The following is a 20472-nucleotide window of genomic DNA, read 5'->3' as shown; positions in this document are numbered from 1 at the left end:
CACGACGACAAAAACCTGACCATGCATTTTGGGCCCGCCAAAATGCATGGTCAGGGCGTGGCGCGGACGAAGGTGACCCGCATGCACAGGCCGGGGTCGAAATCCGGGTTGGGGCCGGGACCGGTGGCGCTGTCGTACAGGCTGAGCGCCAGGACGGCGCGATCGGTGCGCGGGTCGAGGCGCAGGGTGGCGGCGCGGGGGGGTGCCTTGCCGCAGAAATCGGCGATGGCCGCCTTGCCGCCGGCGGTGCCCAGGAGGAGGTGCGTGGGGGTGGGCGTGACGGGGAAGCTGAAGCCGTTGGCGAAGCGGAGGCCGGTGGGGGTGACGGTGAGTTCGCCCATCGCCTGGCTGCCGGGGGAATAGGGTTGCCATGCGCCGAGCAGCGCCGGATCGATCGCGGCGGGCGCCTGTGAGGGGGCGGGGGCGACGGGGGCGGTCGGCGGGGTGGTGGCTTTGGCCGGTTCGGCCGGTGACACCGGTTGGGCCGGCGTGTCGGGCTTGCAGGCGGCGAGCAGCAGCGCCAGCGCGATCAGCGCGTGCGTTCTGGCGGCCGTCATGGCAGGCGGGGCGGCGTGCTGGTGGCGGGAGGGGGCCGCAGCGACTGGCCGGTGGGGCTTTTGGCGGCGGCGCGGGCGGCCTTATCGGCGGCGAGGAACAGGTTGCGGGTTTCCTTGTTGCGTTCGGCGCTGAGCTGCGGGCGGTTCGACTGTTTCGCGGCTTCCGCCCAGTCCGGCGGGGATTTCTGCACGGCTTTCACCAGCGACGGGAATTTCTTTTTCAGGTTGCCGAGGTTGTAGGTCATGTCGATGATCGCGACCTGCCCGTCGGCGGGAAAATCATGGAATTTCGGAAACCAGCCGAGGATCATGGTCATGAAGCCATCGAGTTTCAGGTCGAGCAGGCGGTTGCCTTCGGTTTCGGAGATGAACAGCGTGGCGGCGTCGCGGTAGCTGCTGGCCTTGAAGTTGCGCGGGGTGCCGGCGGGCGAGATGTCCTGCACGCGTTTCCATTCGGCGCGCACCTGGGCATCGGTGGCGGGCTTGCCGGTCTTGTCCGCCATGTTGACCGTCGCGGCCTCGGCCGCGCTGGGCAGCATGGTGCCGACGCCAACCGTCACCTTGCTGACGGAATCGAGGTACATGTAGTTGATGAAATCCTCGTGGCTGCGGATCATGTCGCGGGCGCGCTGGCGGACGGCGTTGCGGGCGGCGAGGACGGCGGGCGGGATCGAGGCCATGGACGTTTCCCTTCGCGGCGCATGGTAGCGCCTGTTGCCGGCAAATCCAGTGTGGCGCGCCGATGCCCACGGTCCTGCTGAACCATCCGGCCGATTTCGACGGCTGGCGCGCCGCGGCGCGGCGGTTGACGGGCGAGAGCGTTCCGCCCGGCGATGTCGACTGGCAGGTGGCGGGGGTGACGACGCCCGACCTGTTCGGAACCGAGCCGGAGCGGGACGCGGCGCCAGCGGCGGCGTTGCGGGTGCCGCGCGGGTTCATCGAGCTGGCGCAGCGCGTGGTCTGCCACCGCGACGGCGAGCGGTTCCGGCTGCTGCACCAGGCGCTGGTGCGGTTGCAGGCGGCGCCGAAGCTGTTGCAGGACCGGGCCGATCCGCTGGTGGACCGGCTGGAGGCGATGGCCAAAAGAGTGGGGCGGGACGTGCACAAGATGCGGGCGTTCGTGCGGTTCCGCGAGGTGGCGGATGACGCGGGCGGGCATTTCATCGCCTGGTTCGAGCCGGAGCATCACATCCTGCGGTTCAATGCCGGGTTCTTCGTTCGGCGCTTCGCCAACCAGCGCTGGACCATCCTGACACCCGACGCCAGCGCGCACTGGGACGGGGCCGGGCTGTCCTTCCTGCCGGGCGCGGCGCGGGGGGATGCGCCGGCGGAAGACCCGGTGGAGGCGATCTGGCAGACCTATTTCAGCAGCATCTTCAATCCGGCGCGGTTGAAGGTGAAGGCGATGACCAGCGAGATGCCGAAGAAATATTGGAAGAACATGCCGGAGGCGGCGCTGATCCCCGGGATGATCGCCGGCGCGCAGGCGCGGACGGTGGCGATGCTGGAACGGGCAATGCCGGAAGGCGATCAGGAGGAGGGCGCGGCCGCCGCCCTGACCGGGTTGCGGGCGGAGGCGGCGCGGTGCAAGCGCTGCCCCTTGTTCGGCCCGGCGACGCAGACGGTGTTCGGCGAGGGGCCGGCGGATGCCCGGCTGATGCTGGTGGGGGAACAGCCGGGCGACCAGGAGGATGTGGCGGGCCGGGTGTTCGTGGGGCCGGCGGGGCAGTTGCTGGACCAGGCGCTGGCGGCGGCCGGGGTGGATCGGGCGCGGCTTTATGTGACCAATGCCGTCAAGCATTTCAAATTCGAGCAGCGCGGCCCGCGGCGCATCCACGACAAGGCGGATGTGAGCGAGATCGAGGCGTGCCGCTGGTGGCTGAATGCGGAACGCAAGGCGGTGGCGCCGACGCTGACGGTGATGCTGGGCGCGGTGGCGGCGCGCAGCCTGACCGGCCGTGCGGTGGCGATCGGGAAGGAACGCGGGCGGGTGTTCGCGCTGCCGGACGGGACCGCGGGGCTGATCACGGCGCACCCGAGCGCGGTGCTGCGGGTGCCGGATGCGGCGGCGCGGGATGCGGCGTTGGCGGCGCTGGTCAGCGACCTGCGCGCGGCGGCGGCGTTTGTGGAGGGGGAAAATGGCGCGAGTGACGGGACTTGAACCCGCGACCCTCGGCGTGACAGGCCGATACTCTAACCAACTGAGCTACACCCGCGCACTGGGTAGGCGGCGCGTTTATGGGGCGCGGGCGCGGGTGTCAAGAAGCCTCTTTCAGCGAGAGGTTGTTGCCCTCCGGATCGGCGAACCAGATGATTTTCGCCCGGCCGTCGCTCCACACGCCGTCGGCATCCTGGCCGAAGCCCTCGTAGATGATCGGTTCCACGCCTTTTGCCCGCAGTTGCGCCACGGCGGCGCGGATGTCGGGGACTTCCCACCCCAACACGGTATGCGGCGACGGCGTGTGATCGGGCAGGCTGGTGAGCCGCAGGATCGTGCCGGCCAGATCGAAGGTGGCGGCGAACGGGTCCTCCCCCACCAGCGTCAGGCCGAGGACGTCGCGGTAGAAGGGCAGCGACAGCGCGCGGTCGCGGGTGAGGACGAAGGTCATGGCCTGGGCATTGGTGAGCATGGAGGCCTCCTGTACCGAAGCGTCGCAGCATCGACGGCGGGCGTCAACGGGGTCTGATCCTAGACCGCAATCCAGGCGATCACTGCGTCGGCCAGTTCCTCGCCGGCGTCTTCCTGGCTGAAATGGCCGGCGCGGGCGATGGTGCGGTGGGGCTGGCCCTTCGCGCCGGGGATGCGGGATTGCAGCACCCGGTCGGCGCCGGCGGTGACGGGATCGGAATCGCCGAACAGGGTGAGGAAAGGTTTGTCGAAGGTCTCGAGGGTCTTCCAGGCCTCGCGGTTTTCCGCGGCGCCGGGCGTGTCGGGCGCGGTGGGGACCAGCAGGGGGAAACGGCGGGCGCCGGCCTTGTGCGCGTCCGTCGGGAAGGGGGCGCGGTAGGCGGCCTTTGCGCCATCGCTGATGCCGCGCGCGGTACCGCCGTTCAGGATCCAGCCGCAGTCGAAATCCTCGACCCGCTGGCTGTAGGCCTGCCAGGCGAGGAAGGCCTCGCTCGGCTTGCCCTCGCCGGTCGGCAGGAAGCTGTTGCTGACGGCGACGCGGGCGAAAAGATGCGGCCGGGCGGCGACGAGGCGCAGGCCGATGAGGCCGCCCCAATCCTGGCAGAACAGCGTGATGTTGCTGAGCTGCTGCCGGTCGAGCCAGTCCAGCATCCAGCCGACATGGCCGTTGTAGCTGTAGGCCGCCTGGTCGGCGGGCTTGTCGCTGCGGCCGAAGCCGATCAGGTCGGGCGCCAGCGCGAAGTGGCCGGCGGCAGCAAAGCGGGGGAGCATCTTGCGGTAGAGGTAGCTCCAGCTGGGTTCGCCGTGCAGGCAGAGAATGGGCTGGCCGCCGGCGGGGCCGTCCGCATGGTGGGCGAGGCGCAGGGGGCCGAGGGCGCCGCCGTCGATCATGGTGTAGTGCGGGGTGTAGGGCCAGGCTTCGAGGGCTTCGAAAGCGGCATCTGCTGTGCGAAGGACGGTCATCACGAATCTCCCTTGCGGCGAGGTTCGCGCGAATTTCACGGAGTTTCAATACGCATTATGCGGATGGCGCTGTTTCAGCCGGACCAAGCGGGCAATGTGGGGACGATCATCCGGCTGTGCGCGGCGCTGGGGGTGGCGCTGGACGTGATCGAGCCGTGCGGCTTTCCGTTCAGCCTGCACGCGGTGCGGCGGTCGGCGATGGATTATGCCGGGCTGGCGGACGTGACGCGGCATGCGGACTGGGCGGCGTTCGTGGCGGCGACGCCGGGCCGGCTGGTGCTGCTGAGCACGCGCGGCGCGGGGCGCCATGTGGATTTCAGCTGGCGGGCGGACGACGTGCTGCTGCTGGGGCGGGAATCGGCGGGGGCACCGGCGTTCGTGCATGAAGCGGCCGCTGCGTCGGTGCGAATTCCGCTTGTGCCGCCGGCGCGCTCGGTGAATGTTGCGGTGGCAGCGGCGATGGTGCTGGGCGAGGCTTTGCGGGCAACGGGCGGATTTCATGACTGATTTTGTGCTGGATGAGCAGCAGGCGGCAGCGGAGGCCTGGTTCCGGAGCCTGCGGGACCGCATCTGCGCCGCGTTCGAGGCGATCGAGGATGACGCGGGCGAGGATGAAGCGCATGCCGTGCCGCTGCTGCCGAACGCGCCGGCGGCGCCCGGGCGGTTCGTGCGGACGGCGTGGGACCGGGCGAACCCCGATGGCTCGCCGGGCGGCGGCGGCGTGATGGGGGTGATGAAGGGGCGGGTGTTCGAGAAGGTGGGCGTGAACATCTCGACCGTGCATGGCGAGTTCTCGCCGGAATTCGCGAAGAACATGAATGGCGCGGAGGAGGATCCGCGCTTTTTCGCGACCGGCATCAGCCTGGTGGCGCACATGGCGAACCCGCATGTGCCGGCGGTGCACATGAACACGCGGTTCCTGAACACCACGCGGCGCTGGTTCGGGGGCGGCGCGGACCTGAACCCCGCCCTTCCCCGCGACGACGACACCGCGGCGTTCAAGGCCGAGCTGAAGGTGGCCTGCGACGCGCATGACCCGGAGCATTGGGAGCGGTTCAGCAAATGGTGCGACGAGTATTTCTGGGTGCCGCACCGCAACCGGCATCGCGGGGTGGGCGGCATTTTCTATGACCATCTGGAGGGCGATTTCGACTCCAATTTCGCCTTCACACGGGACGTGGGGGAGGCGTTCCTGCGGGCGTTTCCGGCGATTGTGCGGGCACGGATGGGGATGCCGTGGAGCGAGGACGAACGCGATGTGCTGTTGCGCTATCGCGGGGTCTATGCCGAGTTCAACCTGGTGCACGACCGGGGGACGCTGTTCGGGCTGAAGACCGGGGGCAACATCGACGCGATCCTGATGAGCCTGCCGCCCGAGGCAAGGTGGGCTTAGACCGCCATTTTGATCGGATCAAAATGGCGGTCTAATCTTTTGTTGTCGTGCATCTTTTGCGAAAAACCGGTTTCCACTTTTCCGCGATGCACTCTAGCGCAGCTGCGGGTTGTGGCGCGGGAGTGAGCCGTCGAGCTGCGCGAGGCGGCGGTACATCAGGGCGAACAGGATGTAGAAGAAGAGGCCGAACAGCGCGCTGAAGCCCGAGTTGACGAGCTGGAACAACAGGAGCCCGATGCTGGCGCCGCCCGCCGTCTGCCCCACGACGCCGACCGCCGAACCGAGCGCGAAGAACAGCGCCGACACCAGTATCGCGGCGAATGTCAGCGCCAGCAGGATGAGCAGGATGCGCGAGGCCTGACCGCGCGTGAGCGACCAGGCGCGGCGGACGGTGGCGCGGGCGCCGAGGTTTTCCGCGATCAGGACCGGGAACCAGACCGCGACGCGGGCGCCGAGGTAGAGGAGGACGGCAAGCATGGCGGCGATCAGCACCACCGTGACCGGCCCGCCGGTGGTGGTGACGGCCTTCGGCGCGGCCATCGCGACGACGGTGAGGATGATGGCGAAGGGGATCGACAGCAGCAGCGTGACGCCGAGGTAGAGCAGGACCAGCCAGAGCCCGGCGAGGATCATGCGCGGCAGGCGGGAAAGCGTGTCCAGCAGCATCGCGCCGACCGTCTCCTGCGGCGCGACGAGGCCGAGGACGACACGGGTGATGGGCACGATGGCCAGCAGGTTGATGAGGAGGATGACCGCGATCATCGGGAACAGCCAGGGGGGGGCGCCCTCCGTCATCATCTTCTGCACCGACGCGGTGTCGCCGAGCGACGGCATGAGCAGCGCCAGCGCCATCTGCGGCAGGAAGATGAACGCGGCCGCCAGCGTGATGAAGATGGTGCGGTGGGCGTTGAAACTTTCCAGCGTTTCCAGCCAGAGCGCCGAGAGGCTGAGCCGACCCTCAGGCAAGGCCGGCGTCCGCCACCAGCGCCTGGAGCTCGCCGGCCTCGTACATCTCCATCATGATGTCGCTGCCGCCGACGAACTCGCCCTTGATGTAGAGCTGCGGCACGGTCGGCCAGTCGCTATATTCCTTGATGCCGCTGCGGATTTCCGGATCCTGCAGGACGTCGACGGTGAAGGGTTCCACGCCGACATGTTCCAGGATGGCGATGGCGCGGCTGCTGAAGCCGCACTGCGGGAACAGCGCGGTGCCCTTCATGAACAGCACCACAGGATGTTCGTTGAGGAGGGCGGTGATGCGGGCTTGCACGTCGCTCATGGGCGTTTCCTTCAATTCTGGGCAGCGGTATCGGGAACCGCGGTGGTGAGTTGCAGGGCGTGGAGCACGCCGCCCATGCGGCCGCCAAGCGCGTTGTAGACCATCTGGTGCTGCTTGACGCGCGGCAGGCCGGCGAAGGCGGGGGACACGACACGGGCGGCCCAGTGATCATTGTCGCCGGCAAGGTCGGTCATCGTCACCTCGGCGTCGGGCACGCCGGCGCGGATCATCGCGGCGATGTCTGCGCCCGCCATCGGCATCAGGCGGCCTCGATCTGGGCGCGGGCTTCGGCGGTCTTGACGGCGAGCATGTTGCGCACCTCCAGGTCGGAGATGTTGTGGCCACCGCGCACCAGGTCGCCCAGCAGCTTGCGGATGACATCCTCGTCGCCGGCTTCCTCGAAATCGGCCTGCACGACGGACTTGGCGTAGCTGTCGGTTTCAGCCGGTGTCAGGCCGAGCAGGCCGGCGGCCCACTGACCCAGCAGCCGGTTGCGGCGCGCGGTGACGCGGAACTCCACCTCGGCATCATGCGCGAACTTGTTTTCGAATGCCGTCTCACGGTCATGCAGGTCGGTCATCACGGCCCCTTCGATTCTGTGGTCCGGACATAGGCCGGGCGGGCGGGGCTTTCAACCGCGCCTGTCGGCGTTGCCGGGGCAAAGCGCGGGACAGCGCCGCTATTTGATCACCGGCGGCCCGGACTTGGTGGCGACTTCGGCGGCGAGCGCTTCCAGCGAGGCGCGCAGCCCCTCGTTGCGGATCGGCCGCAGGCCGCCGGGCATGGCGACGGGGGGCGTCTGCGCCACGGGCGCCGGGGGGATTTCGGGCTGCGCGACGCTGCCCTGCACCAGGCGCAACCGTGCCACCGCGGCATAGCCGAAGATGCGGTTGCAGCGTTCGATGATCGCGGGGGCGACATGCTGCAACTGCGGCGCAAAGGGGCCATCGACACGGATGGTCAGCGTCCCGCCGCTCTTCTGGCCGGTCGGGAAGCGCAGCCCCTCCGGCAGGGTCCAGCGGGCATAGACCGGGCCGACCACCTCCCGCCAGCGGCCGATCAGCTGCGCCTGGGCGAAACCGAAGCGCCGGAACGCGACGCCGCCGACGGCGCCCACCATCTCGCCCACGGCGCGGGCGCGGTTGGCGCGGGGCTCGGCGGGTTTCGGGGGTTTTGCCATCGCCGGCGTCATGCCATGGCGGGCGCGTGACTGTCCATGCCGCCACATTGCTCGCCTGGTACGACGTCCATGCGCGCGTGCTGCCCTGGCGCAGTCCGCCGGGGACGCCGCCGCCCGAACCCTATCGCGTCTGGCTGAGCGAGGTGATGTTGCAGCAGACGACGGTGGCGACGGTGGCGCCGCGCTTTGCCGCCTTCCTGGCGCGCTGGCCGACGGTGGAGGCGCTGGCGGCGGCCGACGATGCCGATGTGATGCGGGAATGGGCGGGGCTGGGTTATTATGCGCGCGCCCGCAACATGCTGGCGGCGGCGCGGGCGGTGGTGGCGGCGGGCGGGTTTCCGCGCGAGGCGGCGGGGTTGCGGGCGCTGCCGGGCGTGGGCGACTATACCGCGGCGGCGGTGGCGGCGATCGCGTTCGGGGAACGGGCGCTGGTGCTGGACGGCAATGTGGAGCGGGTGGTGGCGCGGCTGGCCGCGGTGGATGCGCCCCTGCCGGCGGCGAGGACGCGGTTGCGCGCGGCGCTCGACCCGCAGACGCCGGCGGATCGGCCGGGGGATTTCGCGCAGGCGATGATGGACCTGGGCGCGACCGTCTGCACGCCGCGTGCCCCACGCTGCGATCTCTGCCCGCTGGCGCAGGGGTGCGTGGCGCATGCATTGGGACGGGAGACGGATTTTCCGGTGAAGGCGGCGAAGCGCGAACGGCCGGTGCGCGACGGCCTCGCCTGGTGGCTGGAGGTGGACGGGGCGGTGCTGCTGGTGCGGCGCCCGGCGAAGGGCCTGCTGGGGGGCATGCCGGCGCTGCCCTCCGACGGCTGGCGCGGCGAACCGGGGGAGCCGCCCTGCCCTGCCCCGTGGCGGGAGGCGGCGCGGGTGACGCATGGCTTCACCCATTTCGAACTGCGGCTGCGGGTGCTGGCGGCGACGCTGCCGGTGCGGCCGGCACTGGCGGGCGAATGGTGGCCGGTGGCGCGGCTGGCCGACGCTGGCCTGCCGACGCTTTTTGCGAGGGCGGCGGACGCGGTGCTTGCGGCGCGGCGGGCGCCATGCTTGGGGCTGGAGCCATGACAGTGATGATGGGGTTCACCGGGTCGCCGCTCGACCGCGCCGACCATATCCGCCGCGATGCCGAGGCGGTCGCCGTGGCGCGCATGCACCCGGCGGCGCGCTGGCTGGTGCTCGACGAGCTGCGGCCGGTGATCGACGTGAGCCGCGCCGGGTTCGACCTGTTCTGGGCGCGGCGCAGCGAGATTCCGGACGGGCCGGGCGTGTTCCTGGGGCTGGACGCGGACGGCGCGCCGCGTTTCGCGGTTTCCGGCCCGGCGAAGGAGATCATCGAGGATTTCGACGCCGAGCTGGTGGATGCGCGGGCGGTGGCCATGCGGCTGGCGGACGGGCGGGCGGCGATCGTGGCGCAGGCGCGCTCGCTGCTCGACTGGCATGCGCGGCACCGCTTTTGCGCCAATTGCGGCGCGGAGACGAAGCCGGCGAAGGCCGGCTATTCGCGGGAATGCGGCGGCTGCGGCGCCGAGCATTTTCCGCGCACCGATCCGGTCGCCATCATGCTGGCGCTGCGCGAGGACCTGGCGCTGGTGGGCCGGCAGCCGCGCTTCCCCAAGGGCTTTTTCTCGGCGCTGGCGGGGTTTGTGGAGCCGGGCGAATCGCTGGAGGAGGCGGTGATGCGCGAGCTGCACGAGGAGGCGGGCATCCGCACCTCCAACGTGCGCTATGTCGGCAGCCAGCCCTGGCCTTTTCCGTCGAGCCTGATGATCGGCGCCTTCGCCGATGCCGACGGTTTCGAGCTGGCGATCGACGGCGAGGAGATCGAGGAGGCGCGCTGGGTCAGCCGGGCTGAAGTTGCCGCTGCCTTGGCGGGAACGGGAAGCTGGATGGCACCGCCGCCGATGGCGATTGCCCATCACCTGCTGGCGGCGTGGGTGGCGGAAGGGCTGCCCACGCGGGCCGCGAACGACTGAGCGGCAGCGTGCCCCCGGCAAGCGCGGCGGCATCCGTGGCGGACATCGGCCGGCCGAACAGATAGCCCTGCATGTGGCCGCAGCCGAGCGCCCGCATCGCCTCATATTCGTCGCGGGTCTCGGTGCCCTCGGCGGTGGTGTCCATGCCGAGCCGGTTGGCGAGCGCGACGATGGCCTGGACGATGGCGACGCTCTCGCCACGGTCATGTGCGCAGCCGGCGACGAAGCTGCGGTCGATCTTGATGCGGTTGAAGGCGAGCGTCTGGAGGTAGCCGAGCGAGGAGTAGCCGGTGCCGAAATCGTCGAGCGCGAAGCCGACGCCAAGCGCCTGAAGCTCCGCCAGCATGGCGAGCGTGGGGGCGCGGTCCGCGAGGAAAAGGCCTTCGGTCACCTCCAGTTCGAGCCGCGACGGCGTCAGGCCGGAGACATCGAGCGCATTGCGGACGATCGTCGGCAGCTGCGGATTGTCAAACTGGCGGGGTGACAGGTTGACGGAGAGCGTCAGCGGCGTGGCCCAACCCGCGGCTGTGACACAGGCCTCATGCAGCACCCATTGGCCGATGCGGTCGATGAGGCCGGTTTCCTCAGCCAGCGGCACGAACACGCCAGGGGGGATGTTGCCACGCTGGGGGTGGGTCCAGCGCAATAGCGCTTCGAAGCCTGTGAGATGCTCGTCATGCGCGTCCACGATCGGTTGAAAAGCCAGCCACAGTTCGCCACGGTCGAGCGCCTGGCGTAGGTCAAGTTCGAGCGATCGGCGCTCCTCGGCGGCTTGGTGCATGGCGCGATCATAGCTGCGGACCTGGCCGCGGCCATGGGCCTTCGCTTCGTAGAGGGCGAGGTCGGCGGCGCGGAGCAGGTCCTCGACCGTGGCGCCATCATGCGGGCCGACTGCAAGCCCGACGCTGGCACCGATAATGGCGGGGGTAACATCGCCCAGTTGGTAGGGCTGCGAAAGGCTGGCGATGATGGTTTCGGCGATGCGCACGGCCGGCAGCGCATCGATGCCGGTCAGAACGACGGCGAACTCATCGCCACCGAGACGGCCGACGGTCGCCTTCGGCCCCGCCGCGACGCGCAGCCTCGTCGCGACCTCCACCAGCAGTGCGTCGCCGGCGCCATGGCCCAGGCTGTCGTTGACGGCCTTGAAACGATCGAGATCGACGAAAAGCAAGGCGACATGGGCGGCGCGAGCGAGCGAATCACCGAGCCGGGCATGGACCAGGCGGCGGTTGACGAGGCCGGTCAGCGGATCGAACGTAGCCAGTTGGTTGATGCGTTCCGCGCTGCGATATTGTTGTGTGACGTCTCGGCCGACACCGCGATAGCCACCGTTGCGATCGCGCTTGGGGGTAGCAGAGAGCGACCACCAATGGGTTTCGTCGCCGATTCGCACGGGGACCTGTACATCGCGGAAAGATTGGCCCGCGGCCAAGTGAGCAGCGAGAGCCTTCGCGGCCCCTTGTTCGGCGAGGAGATCGGGGAGCGTACGGCCGAGCAGCGCTGCTTCATCCTGACCAGCGGCCTGCGCAAGACGCGTGGAGACGAATGTAAGCGCGCCGTTGCGATCCAGTTCGAACAGCCAGTCGCTGCCGTTGGTCTCATACTCGTTAAGCAGGAGGCGGATCACCTCTTCACGCTCGGCCAGGTCATTGGCTGTCTTCAGCCTGGCGATAAAGGCAAAGCTGGTGAGAAGGACACCACGTGTGATGACCGCGGCAAAGCTGGCGAGGATGATTTCCAGGCCGAACTGGACATTGTCGTTGCGGCCTACCAGCGCAATGAAGGTCATGCCGAAGATCGGTAGCCCCAGCGCCAGCGCGCCGAGTGGCATGATGGCGGTGGTGAAGGCGCAGACGCCCAGTGCGCAGAACATGAGTGCGATGAGCATGGCCTTGTGCGCGCCTTCGACGAACGGCATGAAGTGCAGTGCAAGGCTGCCCCAGAGCACCCCCATCAACAACAGTTCGATGGAGATTTTGGCGAGCTCCCGGCGTGGGACATCGGTTGGCAGGCCGGATTGCTGCATTTTCCAAAGGCCGCGTAGCCACCAAAGCGCCAGCAGTCCGACCGATATGGTCCACCCCGTCACGAACCGCGGATCGCCGAGCGGCCCGAGCAGCAGCAGTACCATCGCACCGTTGGCCAGCATGATGACAAGATTCATGGGGAAGTAGCGGGTGAGGAAGTTCACCTGCTGCGCGCGGACGCGGTCCCAGAAGGCTGGGTTGTCGTTGGCAAGACCAAACATTTCGCGCCAGTGCACATTCTGTTCGGTGGCGACGGGGGGTTTGAACAGGGCTGACATGCGGTTCCTTCCGACAGGAAGAAACGGCCGGGTCGATTAACCCTTTAGCGCCCAGCTGCCGAGCAGCCGCACCCATTTGGAATGGAAGGCGAGTTCCTCCAGCGCGCGGGCGACGGCGGGGTCGCGCGGGTGACCCTCTATATCGAGCAGGAACGCGGCGCCGCTGAAATTGCCGACCAGGTGGCTTTCCAGCCGGCTGATGTTGACGCCGTTGGTGGCGAAGCCGCCCAGCGCCTTGAACAGCGCGGCGGGGATATGCTTCACCTCGAACACCAGCATGGTCTTGACGGGGGCGTCCGCCGCGGGTTCGACGGCAGTGGGTTGCAGCAGCAGGAAGCGGGTGGTGTTGCTGTCCTGGTCCTGGATGTTCTCGAGGAGGATGGTGCAGCCGTAAAGCTCGGCGGCGAGGCGGCTGGCGATGGCGGCAACGGTGGGATCGCCCGCCTCCACGATGGCGGCGGCGCTGGCGGCGGTGTCGGCGGCGCTCTGCTGGCGCAGGCCCAGGCGCTTGCAGGTCTTGCGGGTCTGGCCGAGCGCCTGTGGGTGGCTCATGGCGGTGCGGATGCCGGCGATCGTGGTGCCGGGCAGGCCGAGCAGGCAATGTTCGACCTTGACGCTGTGCTCGCCGACGACGGCGAGGCCGGATTCGGGCAGCAGCACATGCACGTCGGCGACGCGGCCGTGAAGGTTGTTCTCAACCGGCAGCATGGCACGGGCGGCGCGGCCCTCGATGACGGCGTCGACCGCTTCCTCGAAGCTGAAGCAGGGCAGCGGCAGTGCGTCCGGCAGGGCCTCGCGCACGGCCTGGTGCGAATAGGCGCCGGGCGCGCCCTGGAAGGCGACGGCGCGCGCCGGTTCGGCGGCGGCGGCGGCGGTCATGGCGTCCACAAGCGCGCGGGCGGGGGCGGGATAGCTGCTCATCGCGGCGCTTGTGGCGCGGCTTGACGCGGACGGCAAGCGTGGCTGCGACCTTTTGCAGACACCGCTTGCCTTGCCAAGGCGGGCGGCCTTTCCTAAAGCGGCTCGCGTTTCGAACAGGGCAGATTTTCCGGAGGCCATCAGTGGACAGTTACGAGTGGAACAAGATCGCCGGTTGGGTGCTGGCTGCGGCGGTTGCGATCCTGGGGCTGTCGATCCTGACGGGCTATGTGTTCAACCCGAAACCGCTGGCGAAGCCCGCCTATGTGGTGGAGGGCGTGGAGGTCGAGGCGAGCGCCGAGGCGCCGGCGGCGGAAGCGGAAAAGCCGATCGCCTTCTATCTGGCGACCGCGGACGCGGCGCGGGGCGAGGCGCAGTTCAAGAAGTGCGCCGCCTGCCACACCATCGAAAAGGGCGGCAAGAACGGCATCGGCCCCAACCTGTGGGGGGTGAAGGGCCTGTCGCACGCGCACATGGCGGGCTTCGGCTACTCCGACGCGATGCTGGCCACCAAGGGCAAGATCTGGGACTGGGACAGCATGAACCAGTGGATCAAGGCGCCCAAGGCCTATATCCCGGGCAACAAGATGAGCTTCGCCGGGCTTTCCAAGCCGCAGGATCGCGCCGACATCCTGGTGTACATGAACAAGATGAGCGACAACCCGCAGCCGCTGCCCCCGGTGCCGGCCGAGGCCGCGGCCCCGGCAGAGGCGGCACCCGCCGAAGCGGCGGCAGCGGACGCGGCGCCCGCGGCGGAAGCAGCCCCCGCGGAAGCAGCCGCGAAATAGTCTTCGCGGCGGCTGGCGGTCAGCTGCCGTCCGCCACCGGCGCCGGATCATCGGCGGGTGGCACGATCGCGGGCGCCGAGGCGGAGCGCACGATCTCCCAGCCTTCCTCCGCGGTTTCGACGATGCGGAACAGCTCGAGGTCGGCGGGGGAGATCACCCCCTCCTCCGCCAGGGCCCGGAAATTCACCACCCGGTTCCAGAAGTCGCGGCCATAGAGCAGGATCGGCACCGCCTTCATCTTGCCGGTCTGCACCAGCGTCAGCAGCTCGAACAGTTCGTCGAAGGTGCCGAAACCGCCGGGGAAAACGGCGACGGCGCGGGCGCGCATCAGAAAGTGCATCTTCCTGAGCGCGAAATAGTGGAACTGCACGCTGAGGCCGGGCGTGACATAGGGGTTCGGCAGCTGCTCGAACGGCAGCACGATGTTGAGGCCGATGGAGGGCGCCTGCGCCTCCCAGGCGCCGCGGTTCGCCGCCTCCATGATGCTGGGGCCGCCGCCGGAGCAGACGACGAAGTCGCGCGTGCCGTCGGCGCGCGGCGGCTGCGTGCTGGCAAGATGGGCGAGTTCGCGGGCGATGCCATAGTAGCGCGACTTGGCGACCAGGCTTTCGGCGATGGCGCGGGTTTCGGGCGTCGCGGCGGCGAGCAGAGCGTCGGCTTCCTCGGGAGACGGAATGCGGGCGGAGCCGTAGAAGACGAAGGTGGAATTGATCCGCGCCTCCTGCAGCAGCAGCTCGGGCTTCATCAGCTCGAGCTGGAAGCGTACCGGGCGCAGGTCATCCCGCAGCAGGAAATCATGGTCCTGGAAGGCCAGGCGATAGGCCGGATGTTCGGTCTGCGCGGTGGGGGTGGGGTTGGCGGCGATGGGCGCCTCGGCCTTGGCCGGGGCGAACGGGCGGTGCGTGCTCTGGGTCATTGCGCGCCCACATAGGGACGCGGAGGGCATTTGTCAGCGCAAAGCGAGCAGATCGAGCGTTTGCGCGACCGATTCCGCGCGGGCGCGCATGTCGTCGGCGAGATGCGGGTGGGTGGGAATGTGGAAACGATCGGCATCGATTCCCGCCAGCGCGATGTCGGCGCAGCGTTCCGGCGTGATGATGCCCATGTGCGGCGGCCATTGTGCGGGGTCGGCGGGCAGGCCGTCTCTGGTCATGCCGGTATAGACCCCGCCGGGCAGCAGCATGTGCAGCGTCAGCGGCGCGCCGTTGGCCTCCAGCTCCTCGCGCAGCCATTCGGCGAGGATGAGGACGCTGTGTTTCGACGCGGCGTAGAGACCGAGCCAGAAGCGGCGGACGGCGTCGGGCACCGACAGGCTGTTCTCGCTGCCGGTGATCAGCAGGCGGCCGTGCTGCCCGGCGGATTCGAGGCGCGGCAGCCAGGCCTGGGCGAAGCGGAAGGCAGCGAAGCTGTTGATCTCGAACAGGCGGGCGATGGCGGGGTCGCTGAAATCCGCCTTCAACAGCCGCTTGCGATAGCCAACGCCGGCGTTCGAGGCGATGAGGTCCAGCCGGCCCTCGGTTGCGTAGATGTCGGCGACGAGCCGTTCGGCAGTGGCGGGATCGGCGAGGTCGGCGTGGACGGCGCGCATGCCAGCCGCGACCGCATCCAGTTCAGGGGCGATATCCGCCAGCACCACGCGCGCACCCCTTGCGCAAAGTGCCCGCCCGAGCGCCAGGCCGATGCCCGACGCACCGCCGGTCACCAGCGCAACCTGCCCGCTGTAGTCGATCATTTCAGCCTCCGAACAATTGGCGACCGGCCAGGTCGAGCATGATTTCCTCGCTGCCGCCGCCGATGGCGTTCACCCGCACCTCGCGGTAGATGCGCTCCACCTTGCTGCCGGTGATGTAGCTGGCGCCGCCCAGCACCTGGGCGGCATCGCGCGCCACCGCCTCCAGCATGCGGGTCGCCTGCACCTTCAGCATGGCATAGTCGGCGGGCTGGCCCCTGCCCTCGCGGTGCTGCCAGGCGAGCTGGTCGGTCCAGGCCTGGGTGGCATCGATCTGCCGCGCCATGTCGGCGAGCTTGATGCGGATCGACTGGTGCTTCACAAGCGGCTTGCCGAAGGTCTCGCGCTGCTGTGCCCACAAAACGGCCTCCTCCAGGCACACCCGCGCCATGGCGCAGCAGCCCATCGCCATGCCCAGCCGCTCGCTGTTGAAGTTTCGCATGATGCCCAGGAAGCCGGCATTTTCCGGCCCGATCATGTTTTCCGGCGGCAGTTCGACATCGTCGAAATGAATGGCGGCGGTGTCGGAGCAGCGCCAGCCCATCTTGTCGAGGCGGGTGCGGCTGACGCCCGGCCGGTCGGCCTCGATCAGGAACAGGCTGATGCCGCCCATCCCGGGGCCGCCGGTGCGCACCGCCACAGTCAGCCAGTCCGCGCGCATGCCGCTGGTGATGAACATTTTCGAACCGTTCACCACCCAGTGGTTGCCGCGTTTTTCGGCCCGGGTCTTCAGCGCGGCGACGTCGCTGCCGCCGCTCGGTTCGGTGATGCACAGGCTGATGATCTTTTCGCCCGCCAGCACGGCGGGGGCGACGCGGCGTTTCAGCTCGTCGCTGCCCATGGCGAGGATGGGCGGCAGGCCGATGCCGTGGGTCATCAGGCTGGCTGTCAGCCCGCCGGCACCCGGGCGCGCCAGTTCCTCCGACTGGGTGAAATTGTGGAAGATGTCGAAGCCCTGGGCATGGCCGCCCCATTCCTCCGGGTAGCCGAGGCCGAGGATGCCGGCGGCGGCGGCCTTCACATGCAACTCGCGCGGCAGCTCGCCGTCGGCTTCCCAACGGTCGATGTGCGGTGCGATTTCCCGCTCCACGAAACGGCGGACGGACTGGGCGACGGCCTCGTGGCTCTCGTCGTAGAAGGGCGAACGGGCGCGCCAGCGGTCGAATGCGGTCTGCAAGAAAAAGGCCTCCCCCGGGATGATGCGGGGGAGGCTAGTGGGGATCACAGAAAAAGTCGCCTGCGCTTGCCAACAGGTCGCCATTGCCACGGCGCGGACGACGCGGCATGACTAAGGCCTTGTGAACAATCGCGGCGTGACGGCGATCACGCGGGAAAAAAGGGGGCAGGCATGCGGTTTCTGACGGGTGTGGCGCTGTTGCTGGCGGCGGGGGGCGTGCAGGCGGCGAGCGCCTATGAGCCGGCCGACCTGTACCGACTTGCCATGGTGACCGACCCCGTGGTGGCGCCCGATGGCCGGCGGGTGCTGTACACCCGCGCCAGTTTCGACATCAGCAGCGACCGGCGGCAGAACGAGCTGTGGCTGGCGACACTCGACGCCGAAGGCCGGCTGCTCGACCAGCGCCTGCTGGTGCCGGCGGCGACGTCCGCCGGCGGCGCGGTGTTCAGCCCTGATGGCAGCCGCATCGCCTTTGTCGGCGCGGTCGCGGGCAAGCCGCAGCTGTTCATTCTGGCGCTGGCGGACGGTATTGCGCGGCCGCTCGGCACGCAGAAAACCGCGCCGCAGAGCCTAGCCTGGTCGCCGGACGGCAGCCGCATCGCCTTTGGCGCGCAGGTCGATGCCAAGCCGCTGGAGATCGGCGGCATGCCGGCGAAACCTGAAGGCGCCACCTGGGCGCCGGCGCCGCGCATCACCGAGGAGCTGGTCTATCGCCGCGACGGCGCCGGCTGGGTGACGCCGGGCGCCGCGCAGCTGTTTGTCATCGAGGTGGCAACGGCCAAGACCACGCAGCTGACCAGCGGCGACACGGACCAGATCAACGCCGGCGACCGCATCGAATGGACGCGCGACGGCCGCAGCCTGCTGTTCAGCGCCTATCGCGGTGCCGACGCCGACCTGCGCGCCAATGACGCCGACCTGTGGCTGGTGCCGGCGGCGGGTGGCGCGGCGACCCAGCTGACCTCCGCGCCGGGCATCGAGGCGTCGGCCGCGCTCTCCCCCGATGGCCGGCGCATCGCCTATATCGGCGGGCCGGACGCACCGAAATTCTACGCCATGCCGGAACTGTGGCTGATGGATGCAAAGCCCGGCGCCGGCGCGGTGAAACTGTCCGCCGCGCTCGACCGGCCCATCCTGGCCGCGGAGTGGGCGGAGGACGGGCGCAGCGTCCTTGCCTTCTACAATGACGAGGGCGTCACGCGCGTCGCGCGCATCGGGCTGGATGGCAGGGTGCAGCGGGTGGAGGTGCCGCGCATCGGCGGCACGCGGCTCTACCTGCCGTCGTCGGGCGGCGGCTTCGGCTATGCCCGTGGCACCTTCGCCTACACCAGCGCCTTCACCGACCGTCCGGCCGGGCTGGGCGTGGCACGCGGCGGGCGGCAGACCGCGGCCATCGATGTCAACGCCGGCTGGGCGGCGGGCAAGCGCGCCGGTCGGCTTGAAGAAATCAATGTCAAAAGCCGCGCCGACGGCAGGCGGGTGCAGGGCTGGCTGCTCTATCCGCCGGATTTCGATCCGGCCAAGAAATATCCGCTGATCCTGGACATCCATGGCGGGCCGAACACCGATTATGGCCCCTTCTTCAGCGTGACGCACGCGCTCTATGCGGCGCGTGGGTTTGTGGTGCTGTTCACCAACCCGCGCGGCTCGATCGGCTATGGCGAGGCCTTTGCCAACGCCATCACCGGCGCCTATCCGGGGCAGGATCATGACGACCTGATGAGCGCGGTGGACGAGGTGGCGAAGCGACCGTTCGTGGACGGGCGCAACCTGTTCATCACCGGCGGCAGCGGCGGCGGCGTGCTGACCCTGTGGGGCATCGGCAAGGAACCCGACAAGTTCCGCGCCGCCGCGGCGCTGCGGCCGGTCACCGACTGGGCGTTGCAGACCTATATCAGCGACATCGGCGCGGTGACCTGGAAATACTGGCTCGACGGCAAGGCGCCATGGGATGATCCGGTGCATTATTACAACCGCTCGCCCGTCAGCCTGGCGGCGAAGTGGAAGACGCCGACGCTGCTGGTCACCGGGGAGAGCGATTTCCGCACGCCGATCGCGCAGACCGAGCAGGTCTATGGCGCACTGAAGCTGCGCGGCGTGCCGGCGCGGATGGTGCGGCTGCCGGAGGCGCCACACGGCATGGGGCGGCCCAGCCAGTGGCTGCAAAGCAACCTGGCGGTCATCGACTGGTTCGAGAAGTGGCGGGTGAAATAGCGTGGAGGCGTGACACCAGCACGAAGGAGATGATCATCAGAAGGTACCAGGCGCCGAGCTTCGCCAGCGGCACCATCGTCCAGGCGGCGGACTGGAGCGGATAGCGCCAGGCATTGGCGAAGGTGGCGAGATTTTCCGCGAACCAGATGAAGAGCGCCACCAGCAGGAAGCCGACGAGCAGCGGCATGGCGCGCTCAGTGCGGAACACGGTGAAGCGCACCATCGTGCGGCGGAAGATCCAGCCGCAGGCGGCGAACAGCAGCCAGCGCGCGTCTGCCACGAAATGGTGGGTGAAGAAATTGACATAGATGGCGACCGCCAGCACCGTCGGTTGCCAGGCCGGCGGATATCCCGTGAAGCGGAAGCCGAAGATGCGCCAGATGCGGGCGATGTAGCTGCCGACCGCGGCGTACATGAAGCCCGAGAACAGGGGCACGTCGCCGATGCGCAGCAGGCCGGGTTCGGGATAGACCCAACTGCCCATGCTGGTCTTGAACAGCTCCATCGCCGTGCCGACCAGGTGGAAGGCCAGGATGACGCGCGCCTCCGCCAGCGTTTCCAGGCGCAGCGCCAGCAGCGCAACCTGGATGGCGAGCACCACCAGCGTCAGGAAATCATAGCGCGCCAGCGCGGCATCGGCCGGATAGAAAAAATGCGTCAGCAGCAGCAGCGCCAGGATCAGCCCGCCGAACAGGCAGGCCCAGGCCTGCTTGAAGCCGAACAGCAGGAATTCGAACAGACCGGCATGAAGCGGCGAGGCGAAGCGCAGCCCCTCCAGCCGGTCGCGGACGCCCGCGAAGCGCGTGCGGCGCTCAGCCAAGGCTGGGCTTTACATGCTCGCCATGCGTTTTCAGGAACTTGCGCACTTTCGGTCCGACGACATAGGCGCAATAGGGGTTGGCGTCGCCGACGCGGGCGTAATAGTCGTGGTGCTCGACCTCGGCCGGATACCAGGGCGCCGCGGGTTCGATGCGGGTGACGATCGGTGCCGGCCAGTCGGCCTGGGCGCGGGCGATCGCAGCCCTTGCTTCGGCTTCCTGCGCCGGGGATTGCGGGAAGATGGCGCTGCGATACTGGGGGCCGACATCATTGCCCTGGCGGTTCAGCGTGGTCGGATCGTGCGTGGCGAAGAAGATGTCGAGCAGTTGGGCATAGCTGATGACGTCGGGGTCGAAGGTAACGCGCACCGCTTCGGCATGGCCGGTGTCGCCGCCGCACACCGCCTTGTAACGGGGGTTCTCGACATGGCCGCCGGTATAGCCGCTCTCCACCGAATGGACGCCGCGCACCCGGTCGAAGATCGCCTCGGTGCACCAGAAGCAGCCGTTGGCGAAGATGGCGGTTTCGGTCATGCGAAATCCT

Annotated in this window: 22 protein-coding genes, 1 tRNA gene and 1 pseudogene; 7 read left to right on the top strand and 17 right to left on the bottom strand. The window is 68.8% G+C overall.

Going from position 1 to position 20472, the window contains the following annotated elements:
* Positions 1-50: 50 nt before the first annotated feature.
* Complete coding sequence (locus tag H3309_RS06205; protein WP_182297875.1) at positions 51-557, bottom strand: hypothetical protein; 507 nt, start codon at positions 555-557, stop codon at positions 51-53.
* Entirely contained in the window at positions 554-1237 is a 684-nt protein-coding gene (locus H3309_RS06200; protein WP_182297874.1) for a lysozyme family protein, read from the bottom strand. The genes H3309_RS06205 and H3309_RS06200 overlap by 4 nt, the downstream gene beginning before the upstream one ends.
* Positions 1238-1299: 62 nt before the next feature.
* Here H3309_RS06200 and H3309_RS06195 point away from each other — a divergent pair, with 62 nt between their 5' ends.
* On the top strand, positions 1300-2718 hold the full coding sequence (locus H3309_RS06195) for a UdgX family uracil-DNA binding protein (RefSeq protein ID WP_182297873.1): 1419 nt from the start codon (positions 1300-1302) through the stop codon (positions 2716-2718).
* On the opposite strand, the gene H3309_RS06190 is transcribed toward H3309_RS06195, so the two are convergent.
* The 3 genes from H3309_RS06190 to H3309_RS06180 form a co-directional block, all read right to left on the bottom strand.
* Positions 2697-2773 (bottom strand) — tRNA-Asp (locus H3309_RS06190). The two genes, H3309_RS06195 and H3309_RS06190, sit on opposite strands and share 22 nt — an antisense overlap.
* Before the next feature lie 42 nt (positions 2774-2815).
* Positions 2816-3187 (bottom strand): VOC family protein, encoded by a 372-nt coding sequence (locus tag H3309_RS06185; RefSeq protein ID WP_182297872.1) that lies wholly within the window; start codon positions 3185-3187, stop codon positions 2816-2818.
* 59 nt (positions 3188-3246) lie between these two features.
* Positions 3247-4149 carry a haloalkane dehalogenase gene (locus H3309_RS06180; protein ID WP_182297871.1) on the bottom strand — a complete coding sequence of 301 codons (903 nt, stop codon included), beginning with the start codon at positions 4147-4149 and terminating at the stop codon, positions 3247-3249.
* A 57-nt stretch (positions 4150-4206) separates the two neighbouring features.
* Here H3309_RS06180 and H3309_RS06175 point away from each other — a divergent pair, with 57 nt between their 5' ends.
* Both H3309_RS06175 and hemF read left to right on the top strand, forming a co-directional pair.
* Complete coding sequence (locus H3309_RS06175) at positions 4207-4656, top strand: tRNA (cytidine(34)-2'-O)-methyltransferase (RefSeq protein ID WP_182297870.1); 450 nt, start codon at positions 4207-4209, stop codon at positions 4654-4656.
* Positions 4649-5542: an oxygen-dependent coproporphyrinogen oxidase gene (gene hemF / locus H3309_RS06170; protein WP_182297869.1), complete on the top strand. Its 894-nt coding sequence runs from the start codon at positions 4649-4651 to the stop codon at positions 5540-5542. Before H3309_RS06175 ends, hemF begins: the two co-directional genes overlap by 8 nt.
* A gap of 93 nt (positions 5543-5635) precedes the next feature.
* Here the strand turns inward: hemF and H3309_RS06165 are convergent, their stop codons facing one another.
* From H3309_RS06165 to H3309_RS06145, 5 genes are all read right to left on the bottom strand, one after another.
* A complete protein-coding gene (locus H3309_RS06165) occupies positions 5636-6508 on the bottom strand; it encodes a glycerophosphoryl diester phosphodiesterase membrane domain-containing protein (protein WP_182297868.1) in 873 nt (290 codons plus the stop codon).
* A complete protein-coding gene (gene grxD / locus H3309_RS06160) occupies positions 6501-6821 on the bottom strand; it encodes a Grx4 family monothiol glutaredoxin (protein ID WP_182297867.1) in 321 nt (106 codons plus the stop codon). The genes H3309_RS06165 and grxD overlap by 8 nt, the downstream gene beginning before the upstream one ends.
* A gap of 11 nt (positions 6822-6832) precedes the next feature.
* The gene (locus tag H3309_RS06155) at positions 6833-7081 is read right to left on the bottom strand and encodes a BolA family protein (RefSeq protein WP_182297866.1); all 249 of its coding nucleotides are present in this window, start codon (positions 7079-7081) and stop codon (positions 6833-6835) included.
* Positions 7081-7401, bottom strand: a complete 321-nt coding sequence (locus tag H3309_RS06150; protein ID WP_182297865.1) for a DUF1476 domain-containing protein — start codon at positions 7399-7401, stop codon at positions 7081-7083. The genes H3309_RS06155 and H3309_RS06150 overlap by 1 nt, the downstream gene beginning before the upstream one ends.
* 99 nt (positions 7402-7500) lie before the next feature.
* A complete protein-coding gene (locus tag H3309_RS06145; RefSeq protein ID WP_243453862.1) occupies positions 7501-8001 on the bottom strand; it encodes a DUF721 domain-containing protein in 501 nt (166 codons plus the stop codon).
* A 26-nt stretch (positions 8002-8027) separates the two neighbouring features.
* Here H3309_RS06145 and H3309_RS06140 point away from each other — a divergent pair, with 26 nt between their 5' ends.
* Both H3309_RS06140 and nudC read left to right on the top strand, forming a co-directional pair.
* Positions 8028-9068: an A/G-specific adenine glycosylase gene (locus H3309_RS06140; RefSeq protein WP_243453861.1), complete on the top strand. Its 1041-nt coding sequence runs from the start codon at positions 8028-8030 to the stop codon at positions 9066-9068.
* Entirely contained in the window at positions 9065-9976 is a 912-nt protein-coding gene (gene nudC, locus H3309_RS17205; RefSeq protein WP_243453860.1) for an NAD(+) diphosphatase, read from the top strand. Before H3309_RS06140 ends, nudC begins: the two co-directional genes overlap by 4 nt.
* 106 nt (positions 9977-10082) lie before the next feature.
* Here the strand turns inward: nudC and H3309_RS06135 are convergent.
* Positions 10083-11768 (bottom strand): annotated as a pseudogene (locus tag H3309_RS06135) (putative bifunctional diguanylate cyclase/phosphodiesterase); the annotation flags it as partial.
* 552 nt (positions 11769-12320) lie between these two features.
* Positions 12321-13205, bottom strand: a complete 885-nt coding sequence (locus H3309_RS06130) for a prephenate dehydratase domain-containing protein (protein ID WP_182297862.1) — start codon at positions 13203-13205, stop codon at positions 12321-12323.
* Between the two features lie 140 nt (positions 13206-13345).
* Here H3309_RS06130 and H3309_RS06125 point away from each other — a divergent pair, with 140 nt between their 5' ends.
* Positions 13346-13990 carry a c-type cytochrome gene (locus H3309_RS06125; protein WP_182297861.1) on the top strand — a complete coding sequence of 215 codons (645 nt, stop codon included), beginning with the start codon at positions 13346-13348 and terminating at the stop codon, positions 13988-13990.
* 19 nt (positions 13991-14009) lie between these two features.
* Here the strand turns inward: H3309_RS06125 and H3309_RS06120 are convergent, their stop codons facing one another.
* From H3309_RS06120 to H3309_RS06110, 3 genes are read right to left on the bottom strand one after another with little or no spacing between them, the layout of a single operon-like run.
* Positions 14010-14906, bottom strand: a complete 897-nt coding sequence (locus H3309_RS06120) for an LOG family protein (protein WP_182297860.1) — start codon at positions 14904-14906, stop codon at positions 14010-14012.
* 33 nt (positions 14907-14939) lie between these two features.
* Positions 14940-15722 (bottom strand): SDR family NAD(P)-dependent oxidoreductase, encoded by a 783-nt coding sequence (locus H3309_RS06115; RefSeq protein WP_182297859.1) that lies wholly within the window; start codon positions 15720-15722, stop codon positions 14940-14942.
* Between the two features lies 1 nt (position 15723).
* Positions 15724-16944 carry an acyl-CoA dehydrogenase family protein gene (locus tag H3309_RS06110; RefSeq protein WP_243453859.1) on the bottom strand — a complete coding sequence of 407 codons (1221 nt, stop codon included), beginning with the start codon at positions 16942-16944 and terminating at the stop codon, positions 15724-15726.
* Positions 16945-17067: 123 nt separating this feature from the next.
* On the opposite strand from H3309_RS06110, the gene H3309_RS06105 reads away from it, so the two are divergent.
* Positions 17068-19110 carry a S9 family peptidase gene (locus tag H3309_RS06105; RefSeq protein WP_182297858.1) on the top strand — a complete coding sequence of 681 codons (2043 nt, stop codon included), beginning with the start codon at positions 17068-17070 and terminating at the stop codon, positions 19108-19110.
* Here the strand turns inward: H3309_RS06105 and H3309_RS06100 are convergent.
* On the bottom strand, positions 19076-19930 hold the full coding sequence (locus tag H3309_RS06100) for a DUF817 domain-containing protein (RefSeq protein ID WP_182297857.1): 855 nt from the start codon (positions 19928-19930) through the stop codon (positions 19076-19078). The two genes, H3309_RS06105 and H3309_RS06100, sit on opposite strands and share 35 nt — an antisense overlap.
* Positions 19923-20462: a peptide-methionine (S)-S-oxide reductase MsrA gene (gene msrA / locus H3309_RS06095; protein ID WP_182297856.1), complete on the bottom strand. Its 540-nt coding sequence runs from the start codon at positions 20460-20462 to the stop codon at positions 19923-19925. Before msrA ends, H3309_RS06100 begins: the two co-directional genes overlap by 8 nt.
* Positions 20463-20472 lie beyond the last annotated feature (10 nt).

The organism is Sandaracinobacteroides saxicola, from assembly GCF_014117445.1.
Lineage (GTDB): Bacteria > Pseudomonadota > Alphaproteobacteria > Sphingomonadales > Sphingomonadaceae > Sandaracinobacteroides_A > Sandaracinobacteroides_A saxicola.
This window is presented reverse-complemented; position numbering and strand designations above follow the sequence as displayed.

Bases quoted from the DNA above. Each gene is read 5' to 3' on its own strand.
- H3309_RS06205 (WP_182297875.1), bottom strand. From the start codon at position 557: ATGACGGCCGCCAGAACGCACGCGCTGATCGCGCTGGCGCTGCTGCTC.
- H3309_RS06200 (WP_182297874.1), bottom strand. From the start codon at position 1,237: ATGGCCTCGATCCCGCCCGCCGTCCTCGCCGCCCGCAACGCCGTCCGC.
- H3309_RS06195 (WP_182297873.1), top strand. From the start codon at position 1,300: ATGCCCACGGTCCTGCTGAACCATCCGGCCGATTTCGACGGCTGGCGC.
- H3309_RS06185 (WP_182297872.1), bottom strand. From the start codon at position 3,187: ATGCTCACCAATGCCCAGGCCATGACCTTCGTCCTCACCCGCGACCGC.
- H3309_RS06180 (WP_182297871.1), bottom strand. From the start codon at position 4,149: ATGACCGTCCTTCGCACAGCAGATGCCGCTTTCGAAGCCCTCGAAGCC.
- H3309_RS06175 (WP_182297870.1), top strand. From the start codon at position 4,207: ATGCGGATGGCGCTGTTTCAGCCGGACCAAGCGGGCAATGTGGGGACG.
- hemF (WP_182297869.1), top strand. From the start codon at position 4,649: ATGACTGATTTTGTGCTGGATGAGCAGCAGGCGGCAGCGGAGGCCTGG.
- grxD (WP_182297867.1), bottom strand. From the start codon at position 6,821: ATGAGCGACGTGCAAGCCCGCATCACCGCCCTCCTCAACGAACATCCT.
- H3309_RS06155 (WP_182297866.1), bottom strand. From the start codon at position 7,081: ATGCCGATGGCGGGCGCAGACATCGCCGCGATGATCCGCGCCGGCGTG.
- H3309_RS06150 (WP_182297865.1), bottom strand. From the start codon at position 7,401: ATGACCGACCTGCATGACCGTGAGACGGCATTCGAAAACAAGTTCGCG.
- H3309_RS06145 (WP_243453862.1), bottom strand. From the start codon at position 8,001: ATGGCAAAACCCCCGAAACCCGCCGAGCCCCGCGCCAACCGCGCCCGC.
- nudC (WP_243453860.1), top strand. From the start codon at position 9,065: ATGACAGTGATGATGGGGTTCACCGGGTCGCCGCTCGACCGCGCCGAC.
- H3309_RS06130 (WP_182297862.1), bottom strand. From the start codon at position 13,205: ATGAGCAGCTATCCCGCCCCCGCCCGCGCGCTTGTGGACGCCATGACC.
- H3309_RS06120 (WP_182297860.1), bottom strand. From the start codon at position 14,906: ATGACCCAGAGCACGCACCGCCCGTTCGCCCCGGCCAAGGCCGAGGCG.
- H3309_RS06115 (WP_182297859.1), bottom strand. From the start codon at position 15,722: ATGATCGACTACAGCGGGCAGGTTGCGCTGGTGACCGGCGGTGCGTCG.
- H3309_RS06105 (WP_182297858.1), top strand. From the start codon at position 17,068: ATGCGGTTTCTGACGGGTGTGGCGCTGTTGCTGGCGGCGGGGGGCGTG.
- msrA (WP_182297856.1), bottom strand. From the start codon at position 20,462: ATGACCGAAACCGCCATCTTCGCCAACGGCTGCTTCTGGTGCACCGAG.